This window comes from Amycolatopsis sp. Hca4 (genome assembly GCF_013364075.1).
Lineage (GTDB): Bacteria > Actinomycetota > Actinomycetes > Mycobacteriales > Pseudonocardiaceae > Amycolatopsis.
In genome coordinates, this window is record NZ_CP054925.1 from 9226986 (window position 1) to 9250889 (window position 23904).

The following is a 23904-nucleotide window of genomic DNA, read 5'->3' on the forward strand; positions in this document are numbered from 1 at the left end:
GTCAGGGGATGAGCAGCACCTTGCCGGTGGTGCGGCGGCCCTGCAGGTCCTCGTGGGCCTTGCGGGCGTCGGCCAGCGGGTAGGTGCCGCCGATGCGGACGGTGAGCTCGCCCGCGAGGATGGCGTCGAACAGCTCCTTCGACCGCCAGTCGATCTCCTCGCGCGTGCGTGTGTAGTGCACGGACGTCGGGCGGGTCAGGTAGAGCGAGCCGCCGGAGTTGAGGCGCTGCGGGTCCAGGGGCGGCACCGGGCCGCTGGCGGCGCCGAAGAGCGCGAGCAGGCCGCGGACCTTCAGGCTGGCCAGGCTGCCGTCGACGGTGTCCTTGCCGACGCCGTCGTAGACGACGTCGACGCCTTCGCCGTCCGTCAGCTCGCGGGTGAGCTTGGCGAAGTCGTCCCGGTCGTACCGGATGACCTCGTCGGCGCCGGCTTCGCGGGCGAGCTTCGCCTTCTCCTCGGTCGACACGGTGCCGATCACCCGGGCGCCGCGCGCCTTCGCCAGCTGCACCAGGAGCAGGCCGACCCCGCCGGCGGCCGCGTGCACCAGCACGTCGTGGCCCGGCTTGACCTCGAAGGTGGACGCGACCAGGTAGTGCGCGGTGATGCCCTGCAGCATGGTCGCGGCGGCGGTCTCGAGCGAGACGCCTTCGGGAACCCGCACCGCGACCGACGCCGGGAGGAGCTTCCGGGCCGCGTAGCTGCCGATCGACCCCTGCCAGGCGACCCGGTCGCCGGGCGCGAAGCCGGTGTCCGCGCCCGCTTCGACGACGGTGCCGGCGCCTTCCAGGCCGGGCACGAACGGCAGCTCCATCGGGTAGATGCCCTGGCGCTGGTAGGTGTCGATGTAGTTGACCCCGGCCGCGGCGACGTCGACCAGCAGTTCGCCGGCCCCCGGGGCGCGGACGTCCACTTCGGCCGGTTCGAGCACTTCCGGGCCGCCGGTCTTCGTCACCTGCACTGCGGTGGGCATGGGTCCTCCTCGGGTCGCGGTTCTCCCGGTGCAACTATGGCCGAGGCCACGCTGTTCCGCGTTCCGGCCGGTTCTTGGTTATCGTGCTGTCCGTGGCTGAAAACGAAGAGACCGTCGTCCCGCCGTCCGGCGCGCAGCTGGCCGCGGCCCGCAAGTTCGTGAAGGCGCACGGCAAGCCGTCCCGAGCGGTGGTGGAGAACATCGGCCGCGCGGGCGCCCGGGTGGTCCTGGTCGGAGCCGACGGGGCCCTCGGCGACGTGGTGGTGCCCTCGGTGGCCACGGGCGAGGCGCTGGTCGAGGCGACCGAGGACCTGACCCCGGCGACGTGGGACGCGGAGACGGTGCGGGCGACGAAGATCGGCCCGGAGCACCGCCGCAAGATGGCGGGCAAGTGAGCCCCACGGCGGTCCTGGTCAGCTGCGCCGAGCTCCCGTCGGGCGACGGCGACGACGACGTGCTGCTGCCGGCGTTGTCTTCGCTGGGCTTTTCGGTGTCGTGGGCACCGTGGGATTCGTCGTTCGACTTTGCTTCGGCGGACGCGGTGATCCTGCGGGCGACCTGGGATTACGCGTCCCGTCGCTCGGAGTTCCTGTCGTGGTGTTCGTCGGTGCCGTCGCTGTTCAACTCCGGTGACGTGGTGCGGTGGAACACGGACAAGTCGTACCTGGTGGAGCTGTCGGACGCGGGTGTGGCGGTGGTGCCGACATCGCTCGTCCCACCGGGTTCTGAGCCTGCGTTTCCGTCGTCGGAGTTCGTGGTGAAGCCGTCGGTGGGGGCGGGGTCCCGCGGAGCGGCCCGGTTCGCCGGGGGCTCTGACGCTTCCGAGCACGTGGCGGCGCTGCACACCGAGGGACACACGGCGTTGATCCAGCCGTACCAGTCCAGTGTGGACGCCTCGGGTGAGCTGGCTCTGGTGTACGTCGGGGGTATTTACTCCCACGCGTTCACGAAGGGTGCGATGCTGGGGTCCACAATGGATCCTTCGGGGCTGTACCTGACGGAGAAGCTGGCCCCGGCTTCGCCGCCGGCTGATGCGGTGGCGCTGGCTGAGGATGTCCTCGATGCGGCTTCGGCGTTGTTGGGGATTCTGCGGGCTGAGCTGTTGTACGCGCGGGTGGATCTGGTGCGCGGGGTGGATGGGAAGCCGTTGCTGCTGGAGCTGGAGCTGACGGAGCCGTCGCTGGGGTTCCGGCAGGCGGACCCGGAGGCCCCGGTGAGGTTCGCCTCGGCGGTGCGGCAGCAGCTGGCGTAGTCACCGGCTGGCCTGAACGGCGACCAGAACCACCGCGACGACCGCGCCCATGGCGGTTACGGCCAGCGAGCCGGTGACCATGTAGAGGCCGCCGATCCCGGCGAAGCCGGCTTTGATCAATTCACGCAAACCGCGGCCGTCGTCCCGCCGGGGCGACGGCGTTCCTGATCTGCCGTCGACGTCCTTGGCCATTGTTCTACCCCTCTTGATGGTGTACTAGTACGCCTAGGGCAATGGTGACCGGTGGCTGGTCGGACCGGAAATGATCTTTTGTTTTCGGGGCGAGTTTCTCGTCGTCGAACGGCTGCCGATGCTCAGTTCGCCGTTGTCCGGGCTTGCCGGGGAATTGTCGATCATTGTCGGTGGAGGATGCCGTGACCATCCCGACGGACCGAGAGCGCGTCGCCGAGGTGGCTTCACCCGCGGAGGTCGAAGACGCTCTGCGTTGGCTGGCGACCCGCAAAGAGGGGGAGCCCCTCCGGTTTCTCCGCTACGCGATCGAAGAACCGGGAAGCATGTCAGCCGCCACGCTCCAGTCTCTGGTGGCGCCGGCAGCGGTGTTGTCCGCCGAGCAGCCTGAATCGCGCGCGTTCGCCGTGCTGGGGCTGATCGCCGACGAGATCGGCAAGCTCGGCTCCGCGGGGGATTCCCGTCGCCGCAACACGCTGATGGCGGCGTTCCGGATCCCGCCGGCCCCCGGCGAGACCACTTGGAAGCCGACGCTGGACGATCGTTTCAAGCAGTTGATGCGGCTGCGCGGTGTCTTCGGCGATCCGCCGCCCAGCACGACCACCCCGATGCACAAGGCCTGGCGGCGGGCTGTCGGTGACCTGGCCGGGTGCCTCGCGGAGAAATTGGCTTCGCTGGACGAGCCGGGCTGGCGGTTCTACATCGACATCGGGCGCGCGGTGCGGCAGGTCGCGAGCGAGCAGCGCGTCGGCTGGCGGGCGCGGGCAGCCTCCAAGGGAGCGCAGCCGGTATTCGTGGAACGCATGATCGTCACGGTGGTGATGCACCGCAAAACGGCCCGGCGCCGGATAACCGAGCGTGACATAGTCGCCTGCGAGGACGGCGTCGACGGCTATCACGTGCACGCACTGACCGGCTGGTCACACGAGCCGGAAGAGATCCCGGTGACGGCTCTGTGGGCGTGTCGGCTGGTCACTTCACCCGGAGTGCATCCTGGTGACCCTGTGCAGGTCTGTCTGCGCTTCCGCAGGCCGCTTCGCCGGGGCGAGCGGTACACCTTCGTGTCGGAGGCGCTCGACGGCGAACTGGCCGAGCAGCGTGAGTGGATCAACGTCGACGTCGATCACCACGGTATTGCACCCGGCATGTGCGCTCGGGATGGCAGGCCGATCGCCGGTCTGACGATGCAGATCGCCTTCGACGAGAAATGCATACCCGAGGCTTGCTGGTGGTACGCAGAGCAGACTGAATACGAACGGAGGTGCCGACCTCCTGATGGTGACCCGCACTTGCTGCCCGTCGAAGATGGATTTGTGCGGCACACCTTTATCGAAGGGTGTCACCCGCGAGAGACCTACGGGATCGCATTCCGGTGGAAGCCCTCGTAACCAAAGTGATTCACCCTAGTTACGAGGTTCCGTTGTCTGTAGTGAGTTGATCAGTTACCGGTGTTGCCGCCGCCACCACGTGGTTCGACCGGATTGGTGGTGTCCCGGATCGGCTTGGCCTCGCTCGGTGCGCCCTTGGGAAGGGGGACAGGCGACGCGATGGTCGGTGTCTTGATGGGTGCTAGCTTGGGGACCGAAGTCGCGAATGTCTGCGCCGATTTCGCTGGTGCCGCGTAGGTCGCTACCGCTGGTGTGGGTGCTGCATTGGCGGGATTCGGCGAGAGGATTGCCGCTATCGCTGATAGGACCAGCGCAAAAGCCGCCGCACCTATTTTCCTTTTTTTCAACCAGCGGCTGAATTTTTTATACATGGGCTCACGCTAGAGGTGGGGTGGTCGACACGATCGAGAGCTCCGCCTCTCATTCGTGTCAGCGGCGCTGCATTAAGATGTTTCTGGCGATCTCTATGGCTAAGCTCTTGCCTGCGCCCGCTTCGCGGCCAACCGATCCATCCGCGGCCACCGCACGTCCTTCGCCCACCCGAACCGCTCGAACGCCCAGATCACCCGAGCCGAAACATCCACCTGCCCCCGCAACACCCCATGCCGAGCGCACGTCGGATCAGCGTGGTGCGAGTTGTGCCAAGACTCACCCATCGACAACAACGCCAACGGCCAGAAGTTCGCCGCCTTGTCGCGGCTGGCGAACGGCCTCTCCCCGATCAGGTGGCACACCGAATTCACCGACCACGTCACGTGGTGCAGGAACGCGATCCGCACCAGCCCCGCCCAGAAGAACGCCGTCACCACGCCCCACCAGGACCACGAAATCAGCCCGCCCAGCACCGCCGGCAGGGCCAAGCTCAACGTGATCCACAGCCAGAAGTACCGGTTCACCCAGCGCACGTCCGCGTCCGCCACCAGATCCGGGGCGAACCGGTCCGCGTTCGTCACCTCGCGGCCGAACATCCACCCCATGTGCGCGTGCCAGAAGCCGCGCAGCAGTGCCGACGGGGATGTGCCGAACAGCCACGGCGAGTGCGGGTCGCCCTCTCGGTCGGCGAAGGCGTGGTGGCGGCGGTGGCTCGCCACCCAGAAGATCACCGAACCCTGGACCGCCATGCTGCCCGCGATCGCCAGCACCACCCGCAGCGGCCGGGACGCCTTGAACGCGCCGTGGGTGAAGTAACGGTGGAAACCGACCGTCACGCCGAGCGTGGCGAACACGTAGAACCCCGCCGCGAGGACCAGATCGATCCACGTCATGCCCCAGCCCCACACCAGGGGGACCGCGATCAGGAGCGCCGCGAACGGCACCAGCAGGAAGGTCTTGAGCACGATCATCTCGCCGGTGCCGCGGCGGTGGGAGATGAGCGGCTTGGGCGCGGTGCGCGACGTCATGGCGCGAACAGTAGCTCACGCACCGGACGGCCACGCCGACGCGGAGTTAAGGCCGCGTAGCCGTCAGGCGGCCGTGAGCTCCTTCGGCGCCGCCGTCAGCGACGTCACCGGGCCGCGGTCGCGGCTGCCCGTCCACAGCGACGCCGTCGCGATGATGACCGCCATCGCGCCCAGCACGTGGAACGACACCATCGCCTCCGGCACGCCCAGCGCGTACTGCAGCGAACCGAGCCCGCCCTGCGCGACGGCGACCACCCAGACCACCGTGTAGCGCCGCCAGAGGCCCTTCGGGGCGCCGATGCGCAGCAGCTGCAGGCCGAACACCGCCAGCAGCAGCAGGTAGAGCACCAGCAGTCCGCCGTGGACCTGGGCCAGCGCCTCCACCGGGGCGTCGAGCCGGTGGGTGTTGATGTCACCGCTGTGCGGGCCCGCGCCGGTCACCGTGGTGCCCGCCGCCAGCACCAGCCACATCACGGCGGCGAGCAGGACCAGGATCGTGCGGCCGGCCGGCGGGACCAGCAGGCGCGGGGGCTCGTCGCCTTCGCGGAACGCGCGCAGCAGCAGGACGGCCAGCCAGACGAGCGGGGTCGTCGCGAGGAAGTGGATCGCGACCGTCCACCACTCCAGCTTCGCGAGCACCGTGAGGCCGCCGACGACGGCCTGCAGCACGACGCCGCCGGGCATCGTCCAGGCCAGCTTGACCAGGCGCTTGCGCTCCGGGTGGTCGATCTGCACGCGCCACGCCGTGATGACCGCGACGGCGGCGACCAGGACGACGACGAAGGTCAGCAGCCGGTTGCCGAACTCGATCCACTGGTTGAGCGCGTCGATCCCGGAGTCGTGCTTAGGCACCAGGCTGCCGGCCACGCACTGCGGCCAGGTCGGGCAGCCGAGCCCGGACCCGGTGACGCGGACGATGGACCCGGTGACGCCGATCAGCGCCTGCGCGACGACGGCGGCGATCCCGACGGCCCGCTGCACGGCGGCGGAGGGAAACGGCAGGCGGGCGACGAGGCTGGTGAACGGCACGGCATCGATGGTAGAGCGCGCGGAAATCACGCTTCCGGCAGGTCCCGGCGCCTAGATGTAGTGACCATGGACGTTGTTGACCGTTGAGCGGCGCGTCGGGTTGATCAAGGCGAAGACCTCCGTGTGTGGTGCTGGTGTCTGACGCCATCACCGAACACGACGGAGGTCTTCGTGTCCCACCGTAATGCCCGGTTGACCCTGCACGGCCGCCGGTTGCTGATCGACCGGGTCACCGCGGGACGCCCGGTCGCCCATGTGGCCGCCGAACTCGGGATCTCCCGTGCGACCGGGCACAAATGGGTCCGCCGCTACCGCCAGCACGGCGAAGCCGGCCTGCACGACCGTTCCAGCAGGCCCCACCACACGCCCACCCGTCTCCCGGAGCGGACCGAGCAGCAGATCCTTGACCTGCGTCGGAACCGACGTCTCGGCCCGGCCCGCATCGCCGGCATCCTCGGCATGCACGCCTCGACCGTGCACCGCGTCCTGACCCGCCACCACCTGCCGAAACTGGCCTGGCTGGACCGCCCGACCGGACAACCGATCCGCCGCTACGAACGCGCCCGGCCCGGCGAGCTGCTGCATGTCGATGTGAAGAAACTCGGCCGGCTGCGCGAGGGCGGCGGCTGGCGAGCACACGGCCGCGACAGCCTCGAACGCCGCCGCGCCCGCTACGGAGCCCGCGTGGGTTACGAGTACGTCCACTGCGCCATCGACGACCACACCCGCATCGCCTACGCCGAAATCCACCCCGACGAAACCGCCGCCACATGTGCTGGGTTCCTCCGCCGCGCCGCCACTGCCTTGGCTGAGCTGGGCGTCGACCGGATCGAACGAGTCATGACCGACAACGCCCTGGCCTACCGCCGCTCCCACGCCTGGCGTGACGCCCTGGCCAGCATCGGCGCCGAAGCCCGCTTCACCCGCCGCTACCGGCCGCAAACCAATGGCAAAGCCGAACGCTTCAACCGCACCCTCGCCGAAGAATGGGCCTACGCCCAGCCCTTCACCAGCTCACACCACCGCGCCGAAGCCCTGCCAGAGTTTCTCCACCGCTACAACCATCACCGAGCTCACACCTCACTCGGCGGAAAGCCACCTATCACCCGCGTCAACAACCTCACGGGGCACTACACCTAGAGCCGCCTATCCGGCGCAAGGGACCAAGGTCACTCGGTTTCCTTGACCTTCTTCTGGAACAGCCCCATCGACTGCGCGATGAGGGTGCCGAACAGCAGCACGGCGATCGGGACGGTCTTGACCCAGAAGGCGCCCGCGCCGAGCGTGGCGAGGAGGACGATCAACCCGATCACCACCGCGAGCATGACCAGCGTGAACACGGCGACGCGCAGTTTCGAAACCATCTGAAGGCCCCCTCGGTGCGGATCCGGACCGGAGAACCGTCTCAGGAACGAAGCCGGGCGGTGAGGTCAGTTTTGCCGGGCTCAGGTGAGCTTCGTCGTGCGCGAGGCCACCGCGCCCGCAACGACCGCCCACACCGCCAAGACCACCATCGGCCCCGGAGCGAACGAACCGTCCACCAACGCCGCCCGCATCCCCTCCGCCAGCGCCCCCGACGGCAGCAGCTCCACCACGCGCGCCAGCCCCGACGGCAACGAAGACGGCGCCAGCAGGATGCCGCCCGCCAGCAGGAGCACGAACCACACGATGTTCGCCAGGGCCAGCACCGCCTCGGCGCGCAACGCCCCGCCCAGCAGAACGCCCAGCGCTCCGAACGCCAACGTCCCCAGCACCAGCAGCAACACCGCCGAGAACAGCCCCGCGAGGGAAGGCGACCACCCCAGGAACGCCGCCACCACGCCGATGATCACCGACTGCAGGACCACGACCACCAGCGCCGCCGCCAGGCGGCCCGCCACCAGCAGCCACCGCGGCAACGCCGTTGCCGACAAGCGCTTCAACACCCCGTAACGCCGGTCGAAGCCCAGCGCGATCGCCTGGCCGGTGAACGCCGACGACATCACCGCCAGCGCCAGGATCCGGGGCGTGATCCAGTCCACCCGGGGAACCGCGCCCAGCGAAGACGCCGGCAGGATGTCCAAAAGGGACAGCCCGATCAGCAGCGCCAGCGGGATCAGCAGGGTCAGCAGCACCTGCTCGCCGTGGCGCAGCGTCAAGCTCACCTCGACGCGGGCGTGCGTGCGCAGCATCCGGCCCAGCGAGCCGCGGCCGGGGGCCGGTGTGAAAGTGCCGGGAGCGAATGTCATGCCCGCAGCTCCCGTCCGGTCAGCTCCAGGAAGACCTCTTCCAGCGTCCGCTTGCCCACCTGCAGCTCCTCCGGCAGCACGCCCTGCTGCGCGCACCACGCCGTCACCGTCGACACCACCTGGGGGTCGACCGAGCCCACCACCACGTACGTCCCCGGCGCCGACTCGCGCACCGCGTAACCCTCCGGCAGCGCCGCCGCCAGCAAAGCCGTGTCGAGCCGGGTTCTGGCCTTGAAGCGCAGGCCCGCGTTGCCCGTCTCGTCCACCGTCAACGTCTGCGGCGCGCCCGACACCACCACCTTGCCGTGGTCGACGATCACCACCGTGTCGGCCAGTGCCTCGGCCTCCTCCATCAAGTGCGTGGTCAGCAGCACCGAGACGCCGTCGCGGCGCAACGCCGACAGCAGGTCCCACACCAGGCGCCGGGCCTGGGGGTCCATGCCCGCGGTCGGCTCGTCGAGGAACACCAGCTCGGGCCGCCCGACCAGGGCGCACGCCAGCGACAGCCGCTGCTGCTGGCCGCCGGAGAGGCGCTTGAACGGGGTGCGGCGGACCGGGGCCAGCCCGAGGACGTCCAGCAGCCACGCCGGGTCGAGCGGGGTCGCCGCGCAGGAGGCCACCAGGCCCAGCATCTCGTCGGCGCGGACACCCGGGTACGCGCCGCCGCCCTGGGGCATGATGCCGACGCGGGGGCGCAGCGCCGCGGACTCGCGGACCGGGTCGAGGCCGAGCACGCGCACCGAGCCCGCGTCAGGTTTCGAGAACCCTTCGCAGACCTCGACGGTGGTGGTCTTGCCGGCCCCGTTCGGGCCGAGCAGGGCGAGCAGGCTGCCGCGCTCCATCCGCAGGTCGAGGCCGTCGACCGCGCGGGTGGAGCCGTAGCTTTTGACCAGCCCGCTGATCTCGACGGCAGGGACACTCACATCGGGTCACGATACGGCGTCGACCGGCTCGGGCACCCGCGGGGACGGCTTGGCGAGCAACACGGGAGCGAGCCGCCGCACGACCAGCATTCCCGCGCCGCAGACGACGATCGCCGCGACGTAGGCGAACGGCAGCACGTACGGGCGCCCGTCGAAGGTGCTGCCGGTCGGCGGCAGCAGGAACGGCAGGGCGGCCGACAGCACCGCCGCCGCCACCCGGAACCGCGACGTCCCGGCCGCGGCGGCGAGCGGGATCACCGCCCAGAGCACGTACCAGGGCTGCAGGTTGATCTGCAGGATCATCACCGCCCCCATGGAGACCCCGAGCCCGATGATCGGCCGGTAGCGCCACTTGAAGCTGTCCCAGAGGAACTTGAAGGTGATCCCGACGGCGACCAGGTAGCCCAGCGCGCCGAGGATCGGGACCAGCGCGTTCGTGTGGTTGCCCAGGCCCAGCGCGATGCCGAGGACGCCGGAGAGGTTGGCCAGCTCCGCGGTGGGGGAGATCCAGGACCGGACCAGCCCGGGCGTGTTGAACGTCGCCCCGACCCAGCCGAAGCCGAGCCCGGTGCCGAAGCAGACGGCGACCAGCACCACGCCGAACCACACCGCCATCGGCGCGCCCGCCAGGAACAGGTCCTTCAGCCGCCCGTGCCAGCGCCGCGCCACCATCACCGCGAAGAACGGCAGCGCGAACACCGCGGGCAGCTTCACCGCCACGCCCAGGGTGATGATCGCGACGCCCAGCCCGATGTAGAGCAGTTCCCCGCGGGCCAGCGGGGGTGGGGTGTCGCCCTTCACCCGGATCGGCAGCCGCCGGATGCCGATCTCCAGCCCGGCGAGCATCAGGCCGACGGCCAGCGAGTCGTTGTGGGCGCCGGCCACGAAGTGGAAGATCAGCAGCGGGTTCAGGGCGCCGAGCCACAGCGCCGTCGCCGGCTGCACGCCGAAGCGGCGGGCCAGCCGGGGCAGCGCCCAGACGATGAGGATGACGCCGGCGAGCGCGAGCAGCCGCTGCAGCAGCACGCCGACGGCGATGCTGTTGCCCGCCAGGGGCGCCAGCCAGCCGCCCAGGCGCAGCACCAGCGGCCCGTACGGGGCCGGCGTCTCGCGCCACATGTTCGACACGCCCGCGGTGAACGGGTCCGCGACGCCGAGCGCCTGCGCCGGGCCGAGGACGTACGGGTCCATCCCGCGGTGCACGATCTCGCTCTGCGCGAGGTAGCTGTAGACGTCGCGGGAGAACAGCGGCGGGATGACCAGCAGGGGCAGCACCCACAGCGCCGTGGTGCGCGCGAGCTGGCCCTGCGAGGCCAGCCGCTCCCGGCTGGGCTGGGCGAACCGGCCGAGCATCAGCCAGCTCAGCACCAGGATGCCCATCCCGGAGATGGCGATGGCCAGCGAGACCGTCGGGATCCGGGTGAACAGCCGCAGGACCGGGATCTCCTGCACCGGGTTGATCACCGGGGCGGCGCCGGCGCCGAGGGAGCCGAGGGCGAGGAACAGCGAGCCGACCGTGCCGAAGCGCCGGACCACGTTCAGGCCGCGCTGCTCGGCGGGCTCGAGGGGGAGCGGTTCGCGGGGGCGGACGGGCGAGAGCGTCACGGGGTGGGCACTGCCGGTTTCGAGCCGTGCCACTTGCTGCTCCTGTTCACCCACTGCCACGCGTGCAGGGTATCGGTCCCCCTGGCGAGTGAGTCGGATCACTGCCGGACACCCCGCCTTTGCGGGTCACCCGGAAATAAGACACACTTGTGTTGTGAAAAAGACGGAGGCGGGTGACCAGGCGGGCGGCGACATGCCCCGCGCCACCCACCCGCACGTCCCGTCGCAGGTCAGCGCCGAGGGCAAGACCCGTCAGGAGGTCGCCCGGCTGCTGCTCGAACAGGGTCCCATGACCGCCGTCGTGGTCGCCGAGCAGCTCGGGATCAGCCCCACCGCCGTCCGGCGGCACCTCGACGCCCTTCTCGCGGACGGCGAAGCCGAGACGCGGGACGCGCCGCGCCGCGGACCCCGGGGCCGGGGTCGTCCCGCGAAGCTCTTCCTGCTGACCGAGCCCGGCCGCGCCCGCTTCGGGCACGCCTACGACGATCTGGCCGTCTCCGCGATCCGCTTCCTGGCCGAGCACGCCGGGGAGGACGCCGTCCGCGCCTTCGCCGAGCAGCGCATCGAGAAGCTCGTCGGCCCGCACCGCTCCGCGATCACCGCACCGGGTGATCCGGCGGCGCGCGCGGAGGCCCTCGCGGCCGCCCTGAGCAGGGAAGGCTACGCTGCGTCGACCCGCCAGGTCGGGGCTCCGGCCCCCGGTCAGAACGTGGGCGCGCAGCTCTGCCAGCACCACTGTCCGGTCGCCCACGTCGCCGCGGAGTTCCCGCAGCTGTGCGAGGCCGAGACGGAGGCGTTCGCGCAGCTGCTGGGCACCCACGTCCAGCGGCTGGCGACCATCGCACGCGGGGACTCCGCGTGCACCACCCACGTACCCGTCACGGCGGGTCAGCCGGCCCATCCCGAGCCGGTGAGAACGGCGTCCCCCGAGGGACGCACAGCACGGATCCCGAATGGAGGGAAACCCGCATGACTGCCGCTGCCGAGCAGCGCACTCCCACCACCGCGCCACTGAGCCAGGAAGAGACCATCGAGTCCCTTGGCAAGTACGCGTTCGGCTGGGCCGACTCCGACGAGGCGGGCGCCAGCGCCCGTCGCGGGCTGAACGAGGACGTCGTCACCGACATCTCCTCGAAGAAGTCCGAGCCGGAGTGGATGCGCGAAGCGCGACTGAAGGCGCTCAAGCTCTTCGAGAAGAAGCCCATGCCCAACTGGGGGGCCGACCTCTCCGGGATCGACTTCGAGAACATCAAGTACTTCGTGCGGTCCACGGAGAAGCAGGCCACCTCCTGGGAGGAACTGCCCGAGGACATCAAGAACACCTACGACAAGCTCGGCATCCCCGAGGCGGAGAAGCAGCGCCTCGTCGCCGGTGTCGCCGCGCAGTACGAGTCCGAGGTCGTCTACCACCAGATCCGCGAGGACCTGGAGGAGCAGGGCGTCCTGTTCCTGGACACCGACTCCGCGCTCAAGGAGCACCCGGAGCTGTTCCAGGAGTACTTCGGCTCGGTCATCCCGGCCGGTGACAACAAGTTCTCCGCGCTGAACACGGCGGTGTGGTCCGGCGGCTCGTTCATCTACGTGCCGAAGGGCGTGCACGTCGAGATCCCGCTGCAGGCCTACTTCCGGATCAACACCGAGAACATGGGCCAGTTCGAGCGCACCCTGATCATCGTCGACGAAGGTGCGTACGTGCACTACGTCGAGGGCTGCACGGCGCCGATCTACCAGTCCGACTCGCTGCACTCGGCGGTCGTGGAGATCATCGTCAAGAAGGGCGCCCGCTGCCGCTACACGACCATCCAGAACTGGTCGAACAACGTCTACAACCTGGTCACCAAGCGCGCCAAGTGCGAAGAGGGCGCGACCATGGAATGGATCGACGGCAACATCGGTTCCAAGGTGACGATGAAGTACCCGTCGGTGTTCCTCATGGGCGAGCACGCCAAGGGCGAGGTCCTGTCGGTCGCGTTCGCGGGCGAGGGCCAGCACCAGGACGCGGGCGCCAAGATGGAGCACCTCGCGCCGCACACGTCCTCGACCATCGTGTCGAAGTCGGTGGCGCGCGGCGGCGGCCGCACCTCCTACCGCGGCCTGGTCCGCGTGGCCAAGCGGGCGCACCACTCGCGCTCCAGCGTGGTCTGCGACGCGCTGCTGGTGGACACGATCTCGCGTTCGGACACGTACCCGTACGTGGACATCCGCAACGACGAGGTGTCCATGGGCCACGAGGCCACGGTGTCCAAGGTCAGCGAGGACCAGCTGTTCTACCTGATGTCGCGCGGCCTCGACGAGGCCGAGGCGATGGCGATGATCGTGCGCGGCTTCGTCGAGCCGATCGCCCGTGAGCTGCCGATGGAGTACGCGCTCGAGCTGAACCGCCTGATCGAGCTCCAGATGGAAGGGTCCGTCGGCTAGTCATGTCGGTCACTGAGAACAACGTTTCGGAAGCTCTTCGCGAGGGCGCGGTCATCCCGGCCGCGTCCCGCGCGGAGCGCTTCACCTCCTACGACGTCGAGGCCTTCGAGGTCCCGGGCGGTCGTGAGGAGAACTGGCGCTTCACGCCGATGAAGCGCCTGCGCGGCCTGCACGACGGCAGCGCCGTCGCCACCGGCGAGATCACCCTCGAAACCGAGGCCGCGCCCGAGCTGAAGATCGAGTCGGTCGGCCGGGACGACGAGCGGCTGGGCGCCGCCGGTGTCCCGAGCGACCGGATCGCCGCGCAGGCGTACTCGTCCTTCAAGCAGGCCACCGTCGTGACGGTGCCGAAGGAGACGAAGGCGTCGAAGCCGTCCGTGCTGCGGATCCACGGCCCGGGCGAGGGCCAGGTCGCCTACGGGCACCTGCAGGTCCGCGCCGAGGCGTTCGCCGAAGCTGTGATCGTGCTCGACCACGTCGGCTCCGGCACCTACGCCGACAACGTCGAGTTCGTCATCGGCGACGGCGCCAAGGTCACCGTGGTCAGCGTCCAGGACTGGGCCGACGACGCCGTGCACGTCTCCGAGCAGCACCTGAAGCTGGGCCGCGACGCCGCGCTGCGGCACACCGTGATCACCCTCGGCGGTGACCTGGTCCGCGTCTCGCCGACGGCGACGTTCGCCGACAAGGGCGGCGACGTCGAGATGCTCGGCGTCTACTTCGCCGACAAGGGCCAGCACCAGGAGCACCGCCTCTTCGTCGACCACGCGGTCCCGAACTGCAAGTCGCGCGTGATGTACAAGGGCGCGCTGCAGGGCGAGGACGCGCACACCGTGTGGATCGGCGACGTCCTGATCCGCGCGGCCGCCGAGGCCACCGACACCTACGAGCTCAACCGCAACCTGGTGCTCACGCCGGGCGCGCGCGCGGACTCGGTGCCGAACCTCGAGATCGAGACCGGCGAGATCGAAGGCGCCGGCCACGCGAGCGCGACGGGAAGGTTCGACGACGAGCAGTTGTTCTACCTGCAGTCGCGCGGGATCGCCGAAGAAGCCGCGCGGCGCCTGGTCGTGCGCGGGTTCTTCCACGAGATCCTGGTCAAGATCGACGTCCCCGAGGTGCGCGAGCGCCTCGAAGCGGCGATCGAAGCCGAACTCGAAGCCGTTGGCGCCTGACCGCCCTCTCTGACTTAGGAAACGAAGAAATGGCTACGCTGGAAATCAAGGACCTCCACGCCTCGGTCACGACCGAAGAGGGCGCCAAGGAGATCCTCAAGGGCGTCAACCTGACCATCAAGTCGGGCGAGACGCACGCGATCATGGGCCCGAACGGCTCGGGCAAGTCCACGCTGTCCTACGCCATCGCCGGCCACCCGAAGTACGAGGTCACCTCGGGCGAGGTGCTGCTCGACGGCGAGAACGTGCTCGAGATGAGCGTCGACGAGCGCGCGCGGGCCGGCCTGTTCCTGGCCATGCAGTACCCGGTCGAGGTGCCGGGCGTGTCGATGTCCAACTTCCTCCGCACCGCGGCCACCGCGGTCCGTGGCGAGGCCCCCAAGCTGCGCCACTGGGTCAAGGAGGTCAAGGAGGAGATGGGCAAGCTCGAGATCTCGCAGGAGTTCGCCGAGCGCTCGGTCAACGAGGGCTTCTCCGGCGGCGAGAAGAAGCGCCACGAGATCCTGCAGCTGGCGCTGCTCAAGCCGAAGTTCGCCATCCTCGACGAGACCGACTCCGGCCTCGACGTCGACGCGCTGCGGATCGTCTCCGAAGGCGTCAACCAGTACAAGGCCGACAGCGAGGTCGGCGTCATGCTGATCACGCACTACACCCGGATCCTGCGGCACATCACGCCGGACTTCGTGCACGTCTTCGCCGGCGGCAAGATCGTCGAGTCGGGCGGCAAGGAGCTGGCGGACGAGCTCGAGGAGAACGGGTACGTCAAGTACACCGGCAAGACCGAGCCCGCCGCGGTCTGACACGTCTCACTACACCGAGAAGAGAGGAGTCGGCCCGATGACCACCACCTCGGCCGGTTCTGTGCCACTCGACGTGGCGGCCCTGAGGGCCGACTTCCCCATCCTGTCGCGCACCGTCCGTGACGGGAAACCCTTGGTGTACCTGGATTCCGGGGCGACCTCGCAACGCCCGACCGCGGTGTTCGAGGCCGAGCGCGAGTACGTGTTCACGTCGAACGCCGCCGTGCACCGCGGTGCGCACCAGCTGTCCGAAGAGGCGACGGACGCGTACGAGTCCGCGCGGGCGAAGATCGCCGAGTTCGTCGGCGCCGACCCCGAAGAGCTGGTGTTCACCAAGAACGCCACCGAGGGCATCAACCTCGTCGCGTACTCGATGAGCAACGCCGCCACCGCCGGTCCCGAGGCCGCGCGGTTCGTGGTCGGCCCGGGTGACGAGATCGTCGTCACCGAGATGGAGCACCACGCGAACCTCGTGCCGTGGCAGCAGCTGTGCCAGCGCACCGGCGCGACGCTGAAGTGGTTCAAGGTGACCGGAAACGGCCGCCTCGACCTGTCCGATGTGGACGAGCTGATCACGCCGCGCACGAAGGTGGTCGCGTTCGCGCACCAGTCCAACGTGCTCGGCACGGTCAACCCGGTCTCGCTGCTGGTCGAGAAGGCCAAGGCGGTCGGCGCGCTCACCGTGCTCGACGCCTGCCAGTCGGTGCCCCACTTCGCCGTGGACTTCCACGCGCTGGGCGTCGACTTCGCGGTGTTCTCCGGGCACAAGATGCTGGGCCCGTCGGGCATCGGCGTGCTGTACGGCCGCACCGAGCTGCTCGAGGCGATGCCGCCGTTCCTGACCGGCGGGTCGATGATCGAGATGGTCCGCATGGAGGGCTCGACCTTCGCGCCGCCGCCGCAGCGGTTCGAGGCCGGCGTGCCGATGACGTCGCAGGCCATCGGCCTCGGCGCGGCCGTCGACTACCTCTCGGCGATCGGCATGGACCGCGTCGCCGCGCACGAGCACCAGCTCGCCGCGGCGGCGATCGAGGGCATCGGCGCCATCCCCGGCGTCCGGATCATCGGGCCGACGGACCTCGAGGACCGCGGCGCGACCGTGTCGTTCGTGATCGACGGCGTGCACCCGCACGACGCCGGCCAGGTGCTCGACAGCCTCGGCATCGCCGTCCGCGTCGGCCACCACTGCGCCTGGCCGCTGCACCGGGCCTGCAACGCGCAGGCGACCGTGCGCGCGTCCTTCTACCTGTACAACGAGCTGTCCGAAGTGGACGCGCTCGTCGCGGGCATCCGGGAAGCCCAGAAGTTCTTCGGGGTGGCGCAGTGAACCTGGAGAGCATGTACCAGGAGATCATCCTGGACCACTACAAGAACCCGCACGGGCGCGGCCTCCGGGACCCGTTCGACGCCGAGTCGTTCCAGGTCAACCCGACCTGCGGCGACGAGGTGACGCTGCGGGTCAAGCTCGACGACGGAAAGGTCGCCGACGTCTCCTACGAGGGCCAGGGCTGCTCGATCAGCCAGGCTTCGACGTCGGTCTTGACGGATCTCGTCGTCGGCCACACGATCGACGAGGCGTTCGCCACCATGGACGCCTTCGTGGAACTGATGCAGGGCAAGGGAAAGGTCGAGCCGGACGAGGACGTGCTGGAGGACGGGGTCGCCTTCGCGGGCGTCGCCAAGTACCCGGCCCGCGTGAAGTGCGCCCTCCTCGGCTGGATGGCTTTCAAGGACGCCGTCGCCCGGACGACCAGTGGAGCTGAAAAGGCATGACCGAAGACACCGCCACCGACGCTCGGGAAGGCCGGACCGCCGCCGACCTCGACGCCGAGACCACCGCGAAGCAGGACCTCGACCTGGCGAAGATCGAGGACGTCGAAGAAGCCATGCGTGACGTGGTCGACCCGGAGCTCGGCATCAACGTCGTCGACCTCGGCCTGGTCTACGACATCCGCGTCGAGCCGGACAACACCGCGACCCTCGACATGACGCTGACCTCGGCGGCCTGCCCGCTGACCGACGTCATCGAGGACCAGACGAACGCCGCGCTCACCAGCGGCGGCCTGGTCAAGGACTTCCGGATCAACTGGGTCTGGATGCCGCCGTGGGGCCCGGAGAAGATCACCGAGGACGGCCGCGAGCAGCTGCGCGCCCTCGGCTTCACCGTCTGAGTTCTTCTTCGCCGAGCGGGTCACCCTTCCGGGTGGCCCGTTTTGCGTATAACGACATATACCAGGCGAGGGCGTAAAGCCCGAGCGCGGCGAAGAACCCGCTGACGGCACCGGTGACGGCGAGGTAGGTGGCGTTGCCGAAGACGCCGGCGGGGGTCATCGGGTCGTGCTCGGCCAGGAACGGCAGCGTTTCGGCGAGCACGCCGGTCACGACGCCGGCGGCGAGGAAAGCCGTGGTGGCCTTGGGGTACCGGCTGCGCGGTGGTGCGGGCCGGGCCGGGGCGAGGCGGTACCAGCGGACCAGCCACCAGGCCAGGACCACCGCCCCGGCGATCGTGCTGACCAGCTGGATCAGGCGTCCGACGTCGACGCCGGTGACGAGCGGGATCCGCAGGAAGGCGAACCCGCCGCTCTCGTGCGTGAAGGCGTCCCAGCCGACGTGCGTGAGGGCGCCGAGCACGAGCGACAGCGCGATCCAGCCGGGCCGCCGCCGGCTGAAGTGGCGGGGGAGCCGTTCGGCGAGCGGTTGCGGGACCAGCGCCAGCAGCGGCCGCTTGAGCAGGACGTGGAACAGGGCCAGCAGGAGCAAGGCGATGAGCGGGTCGAGCCAGAGCGCCGAGGCGAATTCGTGGGTCTTGCTCAGGCCGACGTCGGGCAGCGGCCGCGGGACGAACCAGAAGACGTCCGGCGCGACCGACCCGGCGACGAGCGCCGAGGGCACCAGCGGCCCTCTCGCCAGGGGCAGCACGGCGGCGGGATGACTGAGCGTGAACGGCACGGCAGCTAGTATCCCGGGGTGCTCCTCCGGTCGATCATCCTGTTCCTCGCGGCGGCGGTGTGCGAGATCGGCGGAGCGTGGCTGGTCTGGCAGGGCGTCCGCGAACACCGTGGCTGGCTGTGGATCGGCGGGGGAGTGCTGGCCCTGGGCGTGTACGGGTTCGTGGCGACGCTCCAGCCGGACGCCCACTTCGGCCGCATCCTCGCCGCGTACGGCGGCGTGTTCGTGGCCGGGTCGCTGGCCTGGGGGATGGTGGCGGACGGTTATCGCCCGGACCGCTACGACGTGCTCGGCGCGCTGCTGTGCCTCGCGGGGGTGGCGGTGATCATGTACGGGCCGCGCGGCGGGTAACGCCGACTTTCGGCCGTGGCCACCCTGGTGGTGACCTTCTAACCTGATCGCGCGAAACACGGTGAAGTGCTCTCTGAATCCGACAAAGGAGACACGATGAACGGACGCGTGCTCGGCCGGATCGTGGCGGTGGCCACGGCTGTCGCGGCCCCGCTGGCCCTGGCTCCGGTTGCTTCGGCGGCCGCCGTCACGACGCTGTACTACAGCTCGTCGGGTGCTCCGGACTACCTGGCGCAGATCGACCAGGGCGCGGCCAACTGGAACGCGGCGGTCACCGACGTGAAGCTCGTCAAGCGCAGCACGGGCGCGACGATCGTGTTCCAGGAGATCCACAGCGGCGGCTCGTACACGAACACGAACGGCCACGGCCGCGGCCAGATCTACCTGGACACGAGCCAGGTCGCGGAGGGCTTCGACCCGACCCGCATCGCGGCCCACGAGCTGGGCCACAACCTCGGGCTGCCGGACCACTACAGCGGCCCGTGCACGGAACTGATGTCGGGCCACGGCCCGGGAACGGCGTGCAAGAACGCGAAACCGTCGTCCGCCGAGGCGGCGAAGGTGCAGTCGTTGTGGGTCAACGGCTTGACGGCAGCGGCCGAGATGCGCACCGCGCACTGAGCCGGCCCGGGCGCGGCCTCCGGCGCCGGAGACCGCGCCCGGGTCCACCGCTTGAGGGAGGCACTCGCCGTGCGGACAGTCCATTGTGGAGGGACTCGTGGCACCGGCGCGCCGGTTCGGGCACCATGGGCCGCATGACTGCCGCCTACGACGAGTTCGCCTCGGCCTACACCGCCGAAAACGAAGCCAGCCTGATGAACGCCTACTACGAGCGGCCCGCGACCCTCGCGCTCGCCGGGGACGTGGCCGGCCGGCGGATCCTCGACGCCGGCTGCGGCTCGGGGCCGCTGTTCGCGCAGCTGCGGGCGAACGGCGCACTCGTCAGCGGGTTCGACCAGAGCCCCGGCATGCTGGCGCACGCGAAAACGCTGCTCGGCGAGGACGCGGACCTGCGGGTGGCCGACCTGGCCGATCCGCTGCCCTACCCCGACGCCGAATTCGACGACGTCATCGCGTCGCTGGTGCTGCACTACCTGCGCGACTGGGACCCGGTGCTCGCCGAGTTCCGGCGCGTGCTGAAGCCCGGTGGCCGGCTGATCGCCTCGGTCAACCACCCGATGATGGTCAACCTCACGCACCGCCAGGAAGGGCCCCGGCCGGACTACTTCGCGCAGTACACCTGGACCGACGAATTCGAGCTCCACGGCGAAAAAGCGCGGATGACGTTCTGGAACAAGCCGCTGCACGCGATGACCGACGCCTTCACCGCGGCCGGCTTCCGGATCGCCGTGATCAGCGAACCGCACCCGGTGCCTGCCGCCCGGGAGCTGTTCCCCGGCGACTTCGAAATCCTCGACACCTTCCCGAGCTTCCTCTTCTTCGTCCTGGAAGCGGAGTAGGGGTCAGTCGAGGCAGAACTCGTTGCCCTCGATGTCCTGCATGTTCTGGCACGACTCGTTTTCCTCGTCGGCGAGCAGGAGCTGCCCGCGGACCGCGCCGAGCTTCTCCAGCCGCGCGCACTCGGCCTCGAGCGCCGCCAGCCGCTCTTCGCCGACGAGGCCGGTGCCGACCCGGACGTCGAGGTGCACGCGGTTCTTGACGACCTTGCTTTCGGGCACGCGCTGGAAGTACAGCCGCGGGCCCACGCCGGTGGGGTCGCTGCAGGCGGTGCCCGCCAGCTCGTACCCCAGCACCTCGGACCAGAACCGGGCGACCCGCTCGGGGTCCGCGCAGTCGAAGGTGACCTGAACCTGCCTGACCGACGTCATGCCGCCCACCCTAGGAGGCGCGGGCAAGCGAATTTCAGCCGAGGTCGTCGAGCAGCGCCTGGACCGCGGCCGCCATCGCCGCCGGAGCGCGATGGCTGCGGTTACTCGGCTGTTCAAGCTCGGGGATTCGCAGACCCGCACCTCAGGGGGTGCTTCGTCAACACGGACCGCCGGCCGGCAACGCAAGGCAACCAACAACGTCACCAGACCTCCCCCGCCCCTCATCCCAGCCTTCCCTTCAGTCGGCGGCGACTGAAAATCCCACCGGAGGGGCGGGGGAGGTCGGACCCGCCCTGCCGAGCGTTCACCCTGCCGCGGCAGCTGCCGAGTCTGCCGCGGCTTCAAGACAAAAGCGTCCTCGCCGGACGGGCAGGCTCTGGGATGACCACGGCTGCCGCTGTCTGCTCGGCTTGTGGAGGTGGGCCGCGGGGTGGTCATCCGTCGCCTGATTGAGGCCTATCACTTCGAGCCGGGCCCGCAAGCCCGCGCTGTCTCCTCGCGTTGCGCTGTGGGTTGCGGGCCCGGCTCAAAGTGATTTTGACGGCCTCAGGCGACGGGATGACCACCCAGCTCCGTGATGTGAGGGGGCATCACCGGCCACCAACCGAGTCACGCACTACTCGCCCAGGTCGTCGAGCAGCGCCTGGACCGCGGCCGCCATCGCCGCCGGGTCGCCGTCGCCCGGGCGCAGCACCAGGTCGGGTGACGACGGGCGCTCGTACGGCGCGTCGATGCCCGTGAAACCCTTGATCTCCCCGGCGCGCGCCTTCGCGTACATCCCCTTCGGGTCACGCGCCTCGCACACCTCCAGCGGCGTGTCGACGAAGACCTCGACGAACGGCAGCCCGTCGTGGATCGCCCGCGCCCGCGCCCGATCCTCCGCGTACGGGCTGATCAGCGACGCGATCGCCACCACACCCGCGTCCGCGAACAGGCGCGCCACCTCCGCCACCCGCCGGACGTTCTCCGCGCGGTCCTCGGGGCTGAACCCCAGCCCGGCGTTCAGCCCGTGCCGCAGGTTGTCGCCGTCGAGCAGGTACGCCGGGCGGCCCGCCGCGACCAGCCGGCGCTCCAGCTCGACCGCCACCGACGACTTGCCCGACGCCGACAGCCCGGTCAGCCACACCGTCGCGCCGCGGGTCGGGCGGTCCTCGCGCCGGACCGCCGCGGTGTGCCAGACGACCGGGGCGGCGACCGAGCCGGTGATCATGCCCGCCGCCACCGTGTCGCCGGTGTGCTCGTCGACCAGCAGGAAGCCGCCGGTGGCCCGGTTGCGGCGGTAGGGGTCGAACAGCAGCGGCGAGCGCGTGCGCAGCCGGATGCGGCCGATGTCGTTCAGGGACAGCGCTTCCGCCGTCTCGTCGCGGTGCAGCGTGGTGACGTCGAGGCGGTACTCCAGCCGCTCGACCGTGCCCCGCGTCTCGGTCGTCGTGTGCCGGACCGCGTAGGACGCCCCGGGGGCCAGCGACGCGCGCTCGGAGAACCAGCAGACCAGCGCGTCGACCTCGCGGGTCGACTCCGCGCGGTTGCCGGGGCGGCACAGCATGGCCCCGCGCCCGAGGTCGAGGTCGTCGGCCAGCTCCACGGCCACCGCCTGCCCGGTGAACGCTTCTTCGAGGGGCCGCCCGCCCGGTCCCCAGACCGCGCGCACCTTCGACGTGAACCCCGACGGCAGTGCCACGACCTCGTCACCCGGCTTGAACACCCCACCGGCGATGGTGCCCGCGTAGCCGCGGAAGTCGGACCGGCGGATGACGTACTGGACCGGGAACCGGGCGTCGATCAGGTTGCGGTCGGAAGCGACGTGCACCTCCTCCAGCTGGTGCAGCAGCGAAGTGCCCTCGTACCACGGCATGCTCGCGCTGCGGTGGACGACGTTGTCGCCGTGCAGCGCCGAAACCGGCACGAACGTCAGGTCGGCGACGTCGAGCTTCATCGCGAACCGGCGGAAGTCTTCGCGGATCTCGTCGAACCGCTCCTGCGACCACTCGACGAGGTCCATCTTGTTGACGCAGACCACGAGGTGCCCGATCCCGAGCAGCGAGGCGAGGAACGCGTGCCGCCGCGACTGCTCCAGTACCCCCTTGCGCGCGTCGACCAGGATCAGCGCCAGGTCGGCGGTGGACGCGCCGGTCACCATGTTCCGCGTGTACTGCAGGTGCCCCGGCGTGTCGGCGATGATGAACTTGCGCCGCGGCGTGGCGAAGTAGCGGTGGGCGACGTCGATGGTGATGCCCTGCTCGCGCTCGGCGCGCAGGCCGTCGGTGAGCAGCGCGAGGTCCGGGTAGTCCTCGCCGCGGTCGCGGCTGGCGCGCTCGACGGCCGCGAGCTGGTCGGTGAAGATCGCCTTCGAGTCGAACAGCAGCCGGCCGATCAGGGTCGACTTGCCGTCGTCGACGCTTCCGGCGGTGGCGATCCGCAGCAGCTGCATCAGAAGTAGCCCTCTCGCTTGCGGTCTTCCATGCCGGCCTCGGAAATCCGGTCGTCGGCCCGCGTGGCGCCGCGTTCGGTGACGCGGGTGGCGGCCACCTCGGCGACCACTTCGGACGGGGTCGCCGCCGAGGACTCGACGCAGCCGGTGCAGGTGGCGTCCCCGACGGTCCGGAAGCGCACGGTCGCCTCGTACGGCGTCTCGCCGTCCACAAGGGACAGGAAGCGGGTAGCTGCGAGCAGCATGCCGTCGCGCTGGACCACCGGCCGCCGGTGCGCGTAGTACAGCGGCGGCAGCGCGATCCGCTCGTCGCGGATGTACTGCCAGATGTCCAGCTCGGTCCAGTTCGACAGCGGGAAGACGCGGATGTGCTCACCTCGGCGGTGCCGTCCGTTGTAGAGGTTCCACAGCTCCGGGCGCTGCGCCCGCGGGTCCCACTGGCCGTGCTCGTCGCGGAAGCTGAACACGCGCTCCTTCGCGCGGGCCTTCTCCTCGTCGCGGCGGGCGCCGCCGAACACGGCGTCGAAGCCGCCCTCGCGGATGGCCCGCAGCAGCGTCACCGTCTGCAGCCGGTTGCGGCTGGCCCTCGGCCCGGTCTCCTCGACCACGCGGCCGGCGTCGATGTCGTCCTGCACGCGCGCGACCTCCAGTCGCAGGCCGAGCGCGGCTACTGTCTCGTCGCGGAACCGGATGACCTCGTCGAAGTTGTGGCCGGTGTCGACGTGCAGCACGGGGAACGGCAGCGGCGCGGGCCAGAACGCCTTCGCCGCCGCGTGCAGCATCACGACCGAGTCCTTGCCGCCGGAGAAGAGCAGGACCGGGCGCTCGAAGGTCGCCGCGACTTCGCGGAAGACGTGCACGGCCTCCGCTTCCAGCGCGGCCAGGTGCGAGAGCTCGTACGAGGTCACGGACACCGGAAAAAAGTAGAACATGTTCTTGTCTTTGGTCAAGCGGTGCGGGACGCTGT

Annotated in this window: 27 protein-coding genes; 14 read left to right on the forward strand and 13 right to left on the reverse strand. The window is 69.9% G+C overall.

The features are described 5' to 3' along the window. Position 1: 1 nt before the first annotated feature. Positions 2-970 (reverse strand): quinone oxidoreductase, encoded by a 969-nt coding sequence (locus tag HUT10_RS42060; RefSeq protein WP_176176288.1) that lies wholly within the window; start codon positions 968-970, stop codon positions 2-4. Between the two features lie 86 nt (positions 971-1056). Here HUT10_RS42060 and HUT10_RS42065 point away from each other — a divergent pair, with 86 nt between their 5' ends. Continuing rightward, positions 1057-1365, forward strand: coding sequence for a hypothetical protein (locus HUT10_RS42065; RefSeq protein ID WP_176178294.1), 309 nt, complete (start codon positions 1057-1059; stop codon positions 1363-1365). Beyond that, positions 1362-2222 (forward strand): RimK family alpha-L-glutamate ligase, encoded by an 861-nt coding sequence (locus HUT10_RS42070; protein WP_176176289.1) that lies wholly within the window; start codon positions 1362-1364, stop codon positions 2220-2222. Before HUT10_RS42065 ends, HUT10_RS42070 begins: the two co-directional genes overlap by 4 nt. On the opposite strand, the gene HUT10_RS42075 is transcribed toward HUT10_RS42070, so the two are convergent. After that, positions 2223-2414: a hypothetical protein gene (locus HUT10_RS42075; protein ID WP_176169282.1), complete on the reverse strand. Its 192-nt coding sequence runs from the start codon at positions 2412-2414 to the stop codon at positions 2223-2225. A 182-nt stretch (positions 2415-2596) separates the two neighbouring features. Here HUT10_RS42075 and HUT10_RS42080 point away from each other — a divergent pair, with 182 nt between their 5' ends. After that, positions 2597-3799, forward strand: a complete 1203-nt coding sequence (locus tag HUT10_RS42080; protein WP_176176290.1) for a hypothetical protein — start codon at positions 2597-2599, stop codon at positions 3797-3799. 50 nt (positions 3800-3849) lie between these two features. Here HUT10_RS42080 and HUT10_RS42085 read toward each other — a convergent pair whose 3' ends face one another. The 3 genes from HUT10_RS42085 to HUT10_RS42095 form a co-directional block, all read right to left on the reverse strand. Continuing rightward, on the reverse strand, positions 3850-4170 hold the full coding sequence (locus HUT10_RS42085; RefSeq protein WP_176176291.1) for a hypothetical protein: 321 nt from the start codon (positions 4168-4170) through the stop codon (positions 3850-3852). A gap of 99 nt (positions 4171-4269) precedes the next feature. Beyond that, positions 4270-5199, reverse strand: a complete 930-nt coding sequence (locus HUT10_RS42090) for an acyl-CoA desaturase (protein WP_176176292.1) — start codon at positions 5197-5199, stop codon at positions 4270-4272. 63 nt (positions 5200-5262) lie between these two features. Continuing rightward, the gene (locus HUT10_RS42095) at positions 5263-6228 is read right to left on the reverse strand and encodes a heme A synthase (protein ID WP_176176293.1); all 966 of its coding nucleotides are present in this window, start codon (positions 6226-6228) and stop codon (positions 5263-5265) included. Between the two features lie 171 nt (positions 6229-6399). Between HUT10_RS42095 and HUT10_RS42100 the strand changes: the two genes are divergently transcribed. Continuing rightward, positions 6400-7368 (forward strand): IS481 family transposase, encoded by a 969-nt coding sequence (locus HUT10_RS42100; RefSeq protein WP_176175176.1) that lies wholly within the window; start codon positions 6400-6402, stop codon positions 7366-7368. 29 nt (positions 7369-7397) lie between these two features. Here HUT10_RS42100 and HUT10_RS42105 read toward each other — a convergent pair whose 3' ends face one another. The 4 genes from HUT10_RS42105 to mptB all read right to left on the reverse strand — a co-directional run bounded on the left by HUT10_RS42105 (position 7398) and on the right by mptB (position 11017). Beyond that, the gene (locus tag HUT10_RS42105; RefSeq protein WP_176176294.1) at positions 7398-7592 is read right to left on the reverse strand and encodes a hypothetical protein; all 195 of its coding nucleotides are present in this window, start codon (positions 7590-7592) and stop codon (positions 7398-7400) included. Between the two features lie 81 nt (positions 7593-7673). Next, complete coding sequence (locus HUT10_RS42110; protein ID WP_176176295.1) at positions 7674-8456, reverse strand: ABC transporter permease; 783 nt, start codon at positions 8454-8456, stop codon at positions 7674-7676. After that, on the reverse strand, positions 8453-9379 hold the full coding sequence (locus tag HUT10_RS42115) for an ABC transporter ATP-binding protein (RefSeq protein WP_176176296.1): 927 nt from the start codon (positions 9377-9379) through the stop codon (positions 8453-8455). Before HUT10_RS42115 ends, HUT10_RS42110 begins: the two co-directional genes overlap by 4 nt. A 6-nt stretch (positions 9380-9385) precedes the next feature. Beyond that, positions 9386-11017 carry a polyprenol phosphomannose-dependent alpha 1,6 mannosyltransferase MptB gene (mptB, locus tag HUT10_RS42120; protein ID WP_176176297.1) on the reverse strand — a complete coding sequence of 544 codons (1632 nt, stop codon included), beginning with the start codon at positions 11015-11017 and terminating at the stop codon, positions 9386-9388. Between the two features lie 160 nt (positions 11018-11177). On the opposite strand from mptB, the gene HUT10_RS42125 reads away from it, so the two are divergent. Genes HUT10_RS42125 through HUT10_RS42155 form a run of 7 tightly spaced genes read left to right on the forward strand, consistent with a single transcriptional unit; the run spans position 11178 to position 17548 of the window. Further along, positions 11178-11957 (forward strand): metalloregulator ArsR/SmtB family transcription factor, encoded by a 780-nt coding sequence (locus HUT10_RS42125; RefSeq protein ID WP_176178295.1) that lies wholly within the window; start codon positions 11178-11180, stop codon positions 11955-11957. Then, entirely contained in the window at positions 11954-13402 is a 1449-nt protein-coding gene (gene sufB, locus HUT10_RS42130) for a Fe-S cluster assembly protein SufB (RefSeq protein ID WP_176176298.1), read from the forward strand. The genes HUT10_RS42125 and sufB overlap by 4 nt, the downstream gene beginning before the upstream one ends. 2 nt (positions 13403-13404) lie before the next feature. Next, positions 13405-14577, forward strand: a complete 1173-nt coding sequence (sufD, locus tag HUT10_RS42135; protein WP_176176299.1) for a Fe-S cluster assembly protein SufD — start codon at positions 13405-13407, stop codon at positions 14575-14577. Between the two features lie 29 nt (positions 14578-14606). Next, on the forward strand, positions 14607-15377 hold the full coding sequence (gene sufC, locus HUT10_RS42140; protein WP_176176300.1) for a Fe-S cluster assembly ATPase SufC: 771 nt from the start codon (positions 14607-14609) through the stop codon (positions 15375-15377). A 37-nt stretch (positions 15378-15414) separates the two neighbouring features. Continuing rightward, complete coding sequence (locus HUT10_RS42145; protein ID WP_176176301.1) at positions 15415-16704, forward strand: cysteine desulfurase; 1290 nt, start codon at positions 15415-15417, stop codon at positions 16702-16704. Then, entirely contained in the window at positions 16701-17150 is a 450-nt protein-coding gene (sufU, locus tag HUT10_RS42150; protein ID WP_176176302.1) for a Fe-S cluster assembly sulfur transfer protein SufU, read from the forward strand. Before HUT10_RS42145 ends, sufU begins: the two co-directional genes overlap by 4 nt. Beyond that, positions 17147-17548 (forward strand): metal-sulfur cluster assembly factor, encoded by a 402-nt coding sequence (locus HUT10_RS42155; protein WP_086677997.1) that lies wholly within the window; start codon positions 17147-17149, stop codon positions 17546-17548. The genes sufU and HUT10_RS42155 overlap by 4 nt, the downstream gene beginning before the upstream one ends. Here HUT10_RS42155 and HUT10_RS42160 read toward each other — a convergent pair. After that, positions 17538-18326, reverse strand: coding sequence for a DUF4184 family protein (locus HUT10_RS42160; protein ID WP_176176303.1), 789 nt, complete (start codon positions 18324-18326; stop codon positions 17538-17540). The genes HUT10_RS42155 and HUT10_RS42160 overlap by 11 nt on opposite strands. Positions 18327-18344: 18 nt before the next feature. On the opposite strand from HUT10_RS42160, the gene HUT10_RS42165 reads away from it, so the two are divergent. The 3 genes from HUT10_RS42165 to HUT10_RS42175 all read left to right on the forward strand — a co-directional run bounded on the left by HUT10_RS42165 (position 18345) and on the right by HUT10_RS42175 (position 20137). Next, on the forward strand, positions 18345-18677 hold the full coding sequence (locus HUT10_RS42165) for a YnfA family protein (RefSeq protein WP_176176304.1): 333 nt from the start codon (positions 18345-18347) through the stop codon (positions 18675-18677). A 96-nt stretch (positions 18678-18773) separates the two neighbouring features. Continuing rightward, complete coding sequence (locus tag HUT10_RS42170) at positions 18774-19298, forward strand: snapalysin family zinc-dependent metalloprotease (protein ID WP_176176305.1); 525 nt, start codon at positions 18774-18776, stop codon at positions 19296-19298. A gap of 134 nt (positions 19299-19432) precedes the next feature. Continuing rightward, positions 19433-20137: a class I SAM-dependent methyltransferase gene (locus HUT10_RS42175; RefSeq protein WP_176176306.1), complete on the forward strand. Its 705-nt coding sequence runs from the start codon at positions 19433-19435 to the stop codon at positions 20135-20137. Positions 20138-20140: 3 nt separating this feature from the next. Here HUT10_RS42175 and HUT10_RS42180 read toward each other — a convergent pair whose 3' ends face one another. From HUT10_RS42180 to cysD, 3 genes are all read right to left on the reverse strand, one after another. Next, positions 20141-20506: a VOC family protein gene (locus tag HUT10_RS42180; protein WP_176176307.1), complete on the reverse strand. Its 366-nt coding sequence runs from the start codon at positions 20504-20506 to the stop codon at positions 20141-20143. 616 nt (positions 20507-21122) lie between these two features. Further along, positions 21123-22937: an adenylyl-sulfate kinase gene (cysC, locus tag HUT10_RS42185; protein WP_176176308.1), complete on the reverse strand. Its 1815-nt coding sequence runs from the start codon at positions 22935-22937 to the stop codon at positions 21123-21125. Next, on the reverse strand, positions 22937-23869 hold the full coding sequence (gene cysD / locus HUT10_RS42190; protein WP_176178296.1) for a sulfate adenylyltransferase subunit CysD: 933 nt from the start codon (positions 23867-23869) through the stop codon (positions 22937-22939). Before cysD ends, cysC begins: the two co-directional genes overlap by 1 nt. Between the last annotated feature and the right edge of the window lie 35 nt (positions 23870-23904).

Coding starts and splice junctions, on each gene's coding strand:
- sufC (WP_176176300.1), top strand. CDS start 14,607: ATGGCTACGCTGGAAATCAAGGACCTCCACGCCTCGGTCACGACCGAA.
- sufB (WP_176176298.1), top strand. CDS start 11,954: ATGACTGCCGCTGCCGAGCAGCGCACTCCCACCACCGCGCCACTGAGC.
- HUT10_RS42170 (WP_176176305.1), top strand. CDS start 18,774: ATGAACGGACGCGTGCTCGGCCGGATCGTGGCGGTGGCCACGGCTGTC.
- HUT10_RS42085 (WP_176176291.1), bottom strand. CDS start 4,170: ATGTATAAAAAATTCAGCCGCTGGTTGAAAAAAAGGAAAATAGGTGCG.
- HUT10_RS42105 (WP_176176294.1), bottom strand. CDS start 7,592: ATGGTTTCGAAACTGCGCGTCGCCGTGTTCACGCTGGTCATGCTCGCG.
- HUT10_RS42090 (WP_176176292.1), bottom strand. CDS start 5,199: ATGACGTCGCGCACCGCGCCCAAGCCGCTCATCTCCCACCGCCGCGGC.
- sufD (WP_176176299.1), top strand. CDS start 13,405: ATGTCGGTCACTGAGAACAACGTTTCGGAAGCTCTTCGCGAGGGCGCG.
- HUT10_RS42075 (WP_176169282.1), bottom strand. CDS start 2,414: ATGGCCAAGGACGTCGACGGCAGATCAGGAACGCCGTCGCCCCGGCGG.
- HUT10_RS42060 (WP_176176288.1), bottom strand. CDS start 970: ATGCCCACCGCAGTGCAGGTGACGAAGACCGGCGGCCCGGAAGTGCTC.
- HUT10_RS42125 (WP_176178295.1), top strand. CDS start 11,178: ATGCCCCGCGCCACCCACCCGCACGTCCCGTCGCAGGTCAGCGCCGAG.
- HUT10_RS42155 (WP_086677997.1), top strand. CDS start 17,147: ATGACCGAAGACACCGCCACCGACGCTCGGGAAGGCCGGACCGCCGCC.
- HUT10_RS42175 (WP_176176306.1), top strand. CDS start 19,433: ATGACTGCCGCCTACGACGAGTTCGCCTCGGCCTACACCGCCGAAAAC.
- HUT10_RS42180 (WP_176176307.1), bottom strand. CDS start 20,506: ATGACGTCGGTCAGGCAGGTTCAGGTCACCTTCGACTGCGCGGACCCC.
- cysC (WP_176176308.1), bottom strand. CDS start 22,937: ATGCAGCTGCTGCGGATCGCCACCGCCGGAAGCGTCGACGACGGCAAG.
- cysD (WP_176178296.1), bottom strand. CDS start 23,869: ATGTTCTACTTTTTTCCGGTGTCCGTGACCTCGTACGAGCTCTCGCAC.
- HUT10_RS42145 (WP_176176301.1), top strand. CDS start 15,415: ATGACCACCACCTCGGCCGGTTCTGTGCCACTCGACGTGGCGGCCCTG.
- HUT10_RS42110 (WP_176176295.1), bottom strand. CDS start 8,456: ATGACATTCGCTCCCGGCACTTTCACACCGGCCCCCGGCCGCGGCTCG.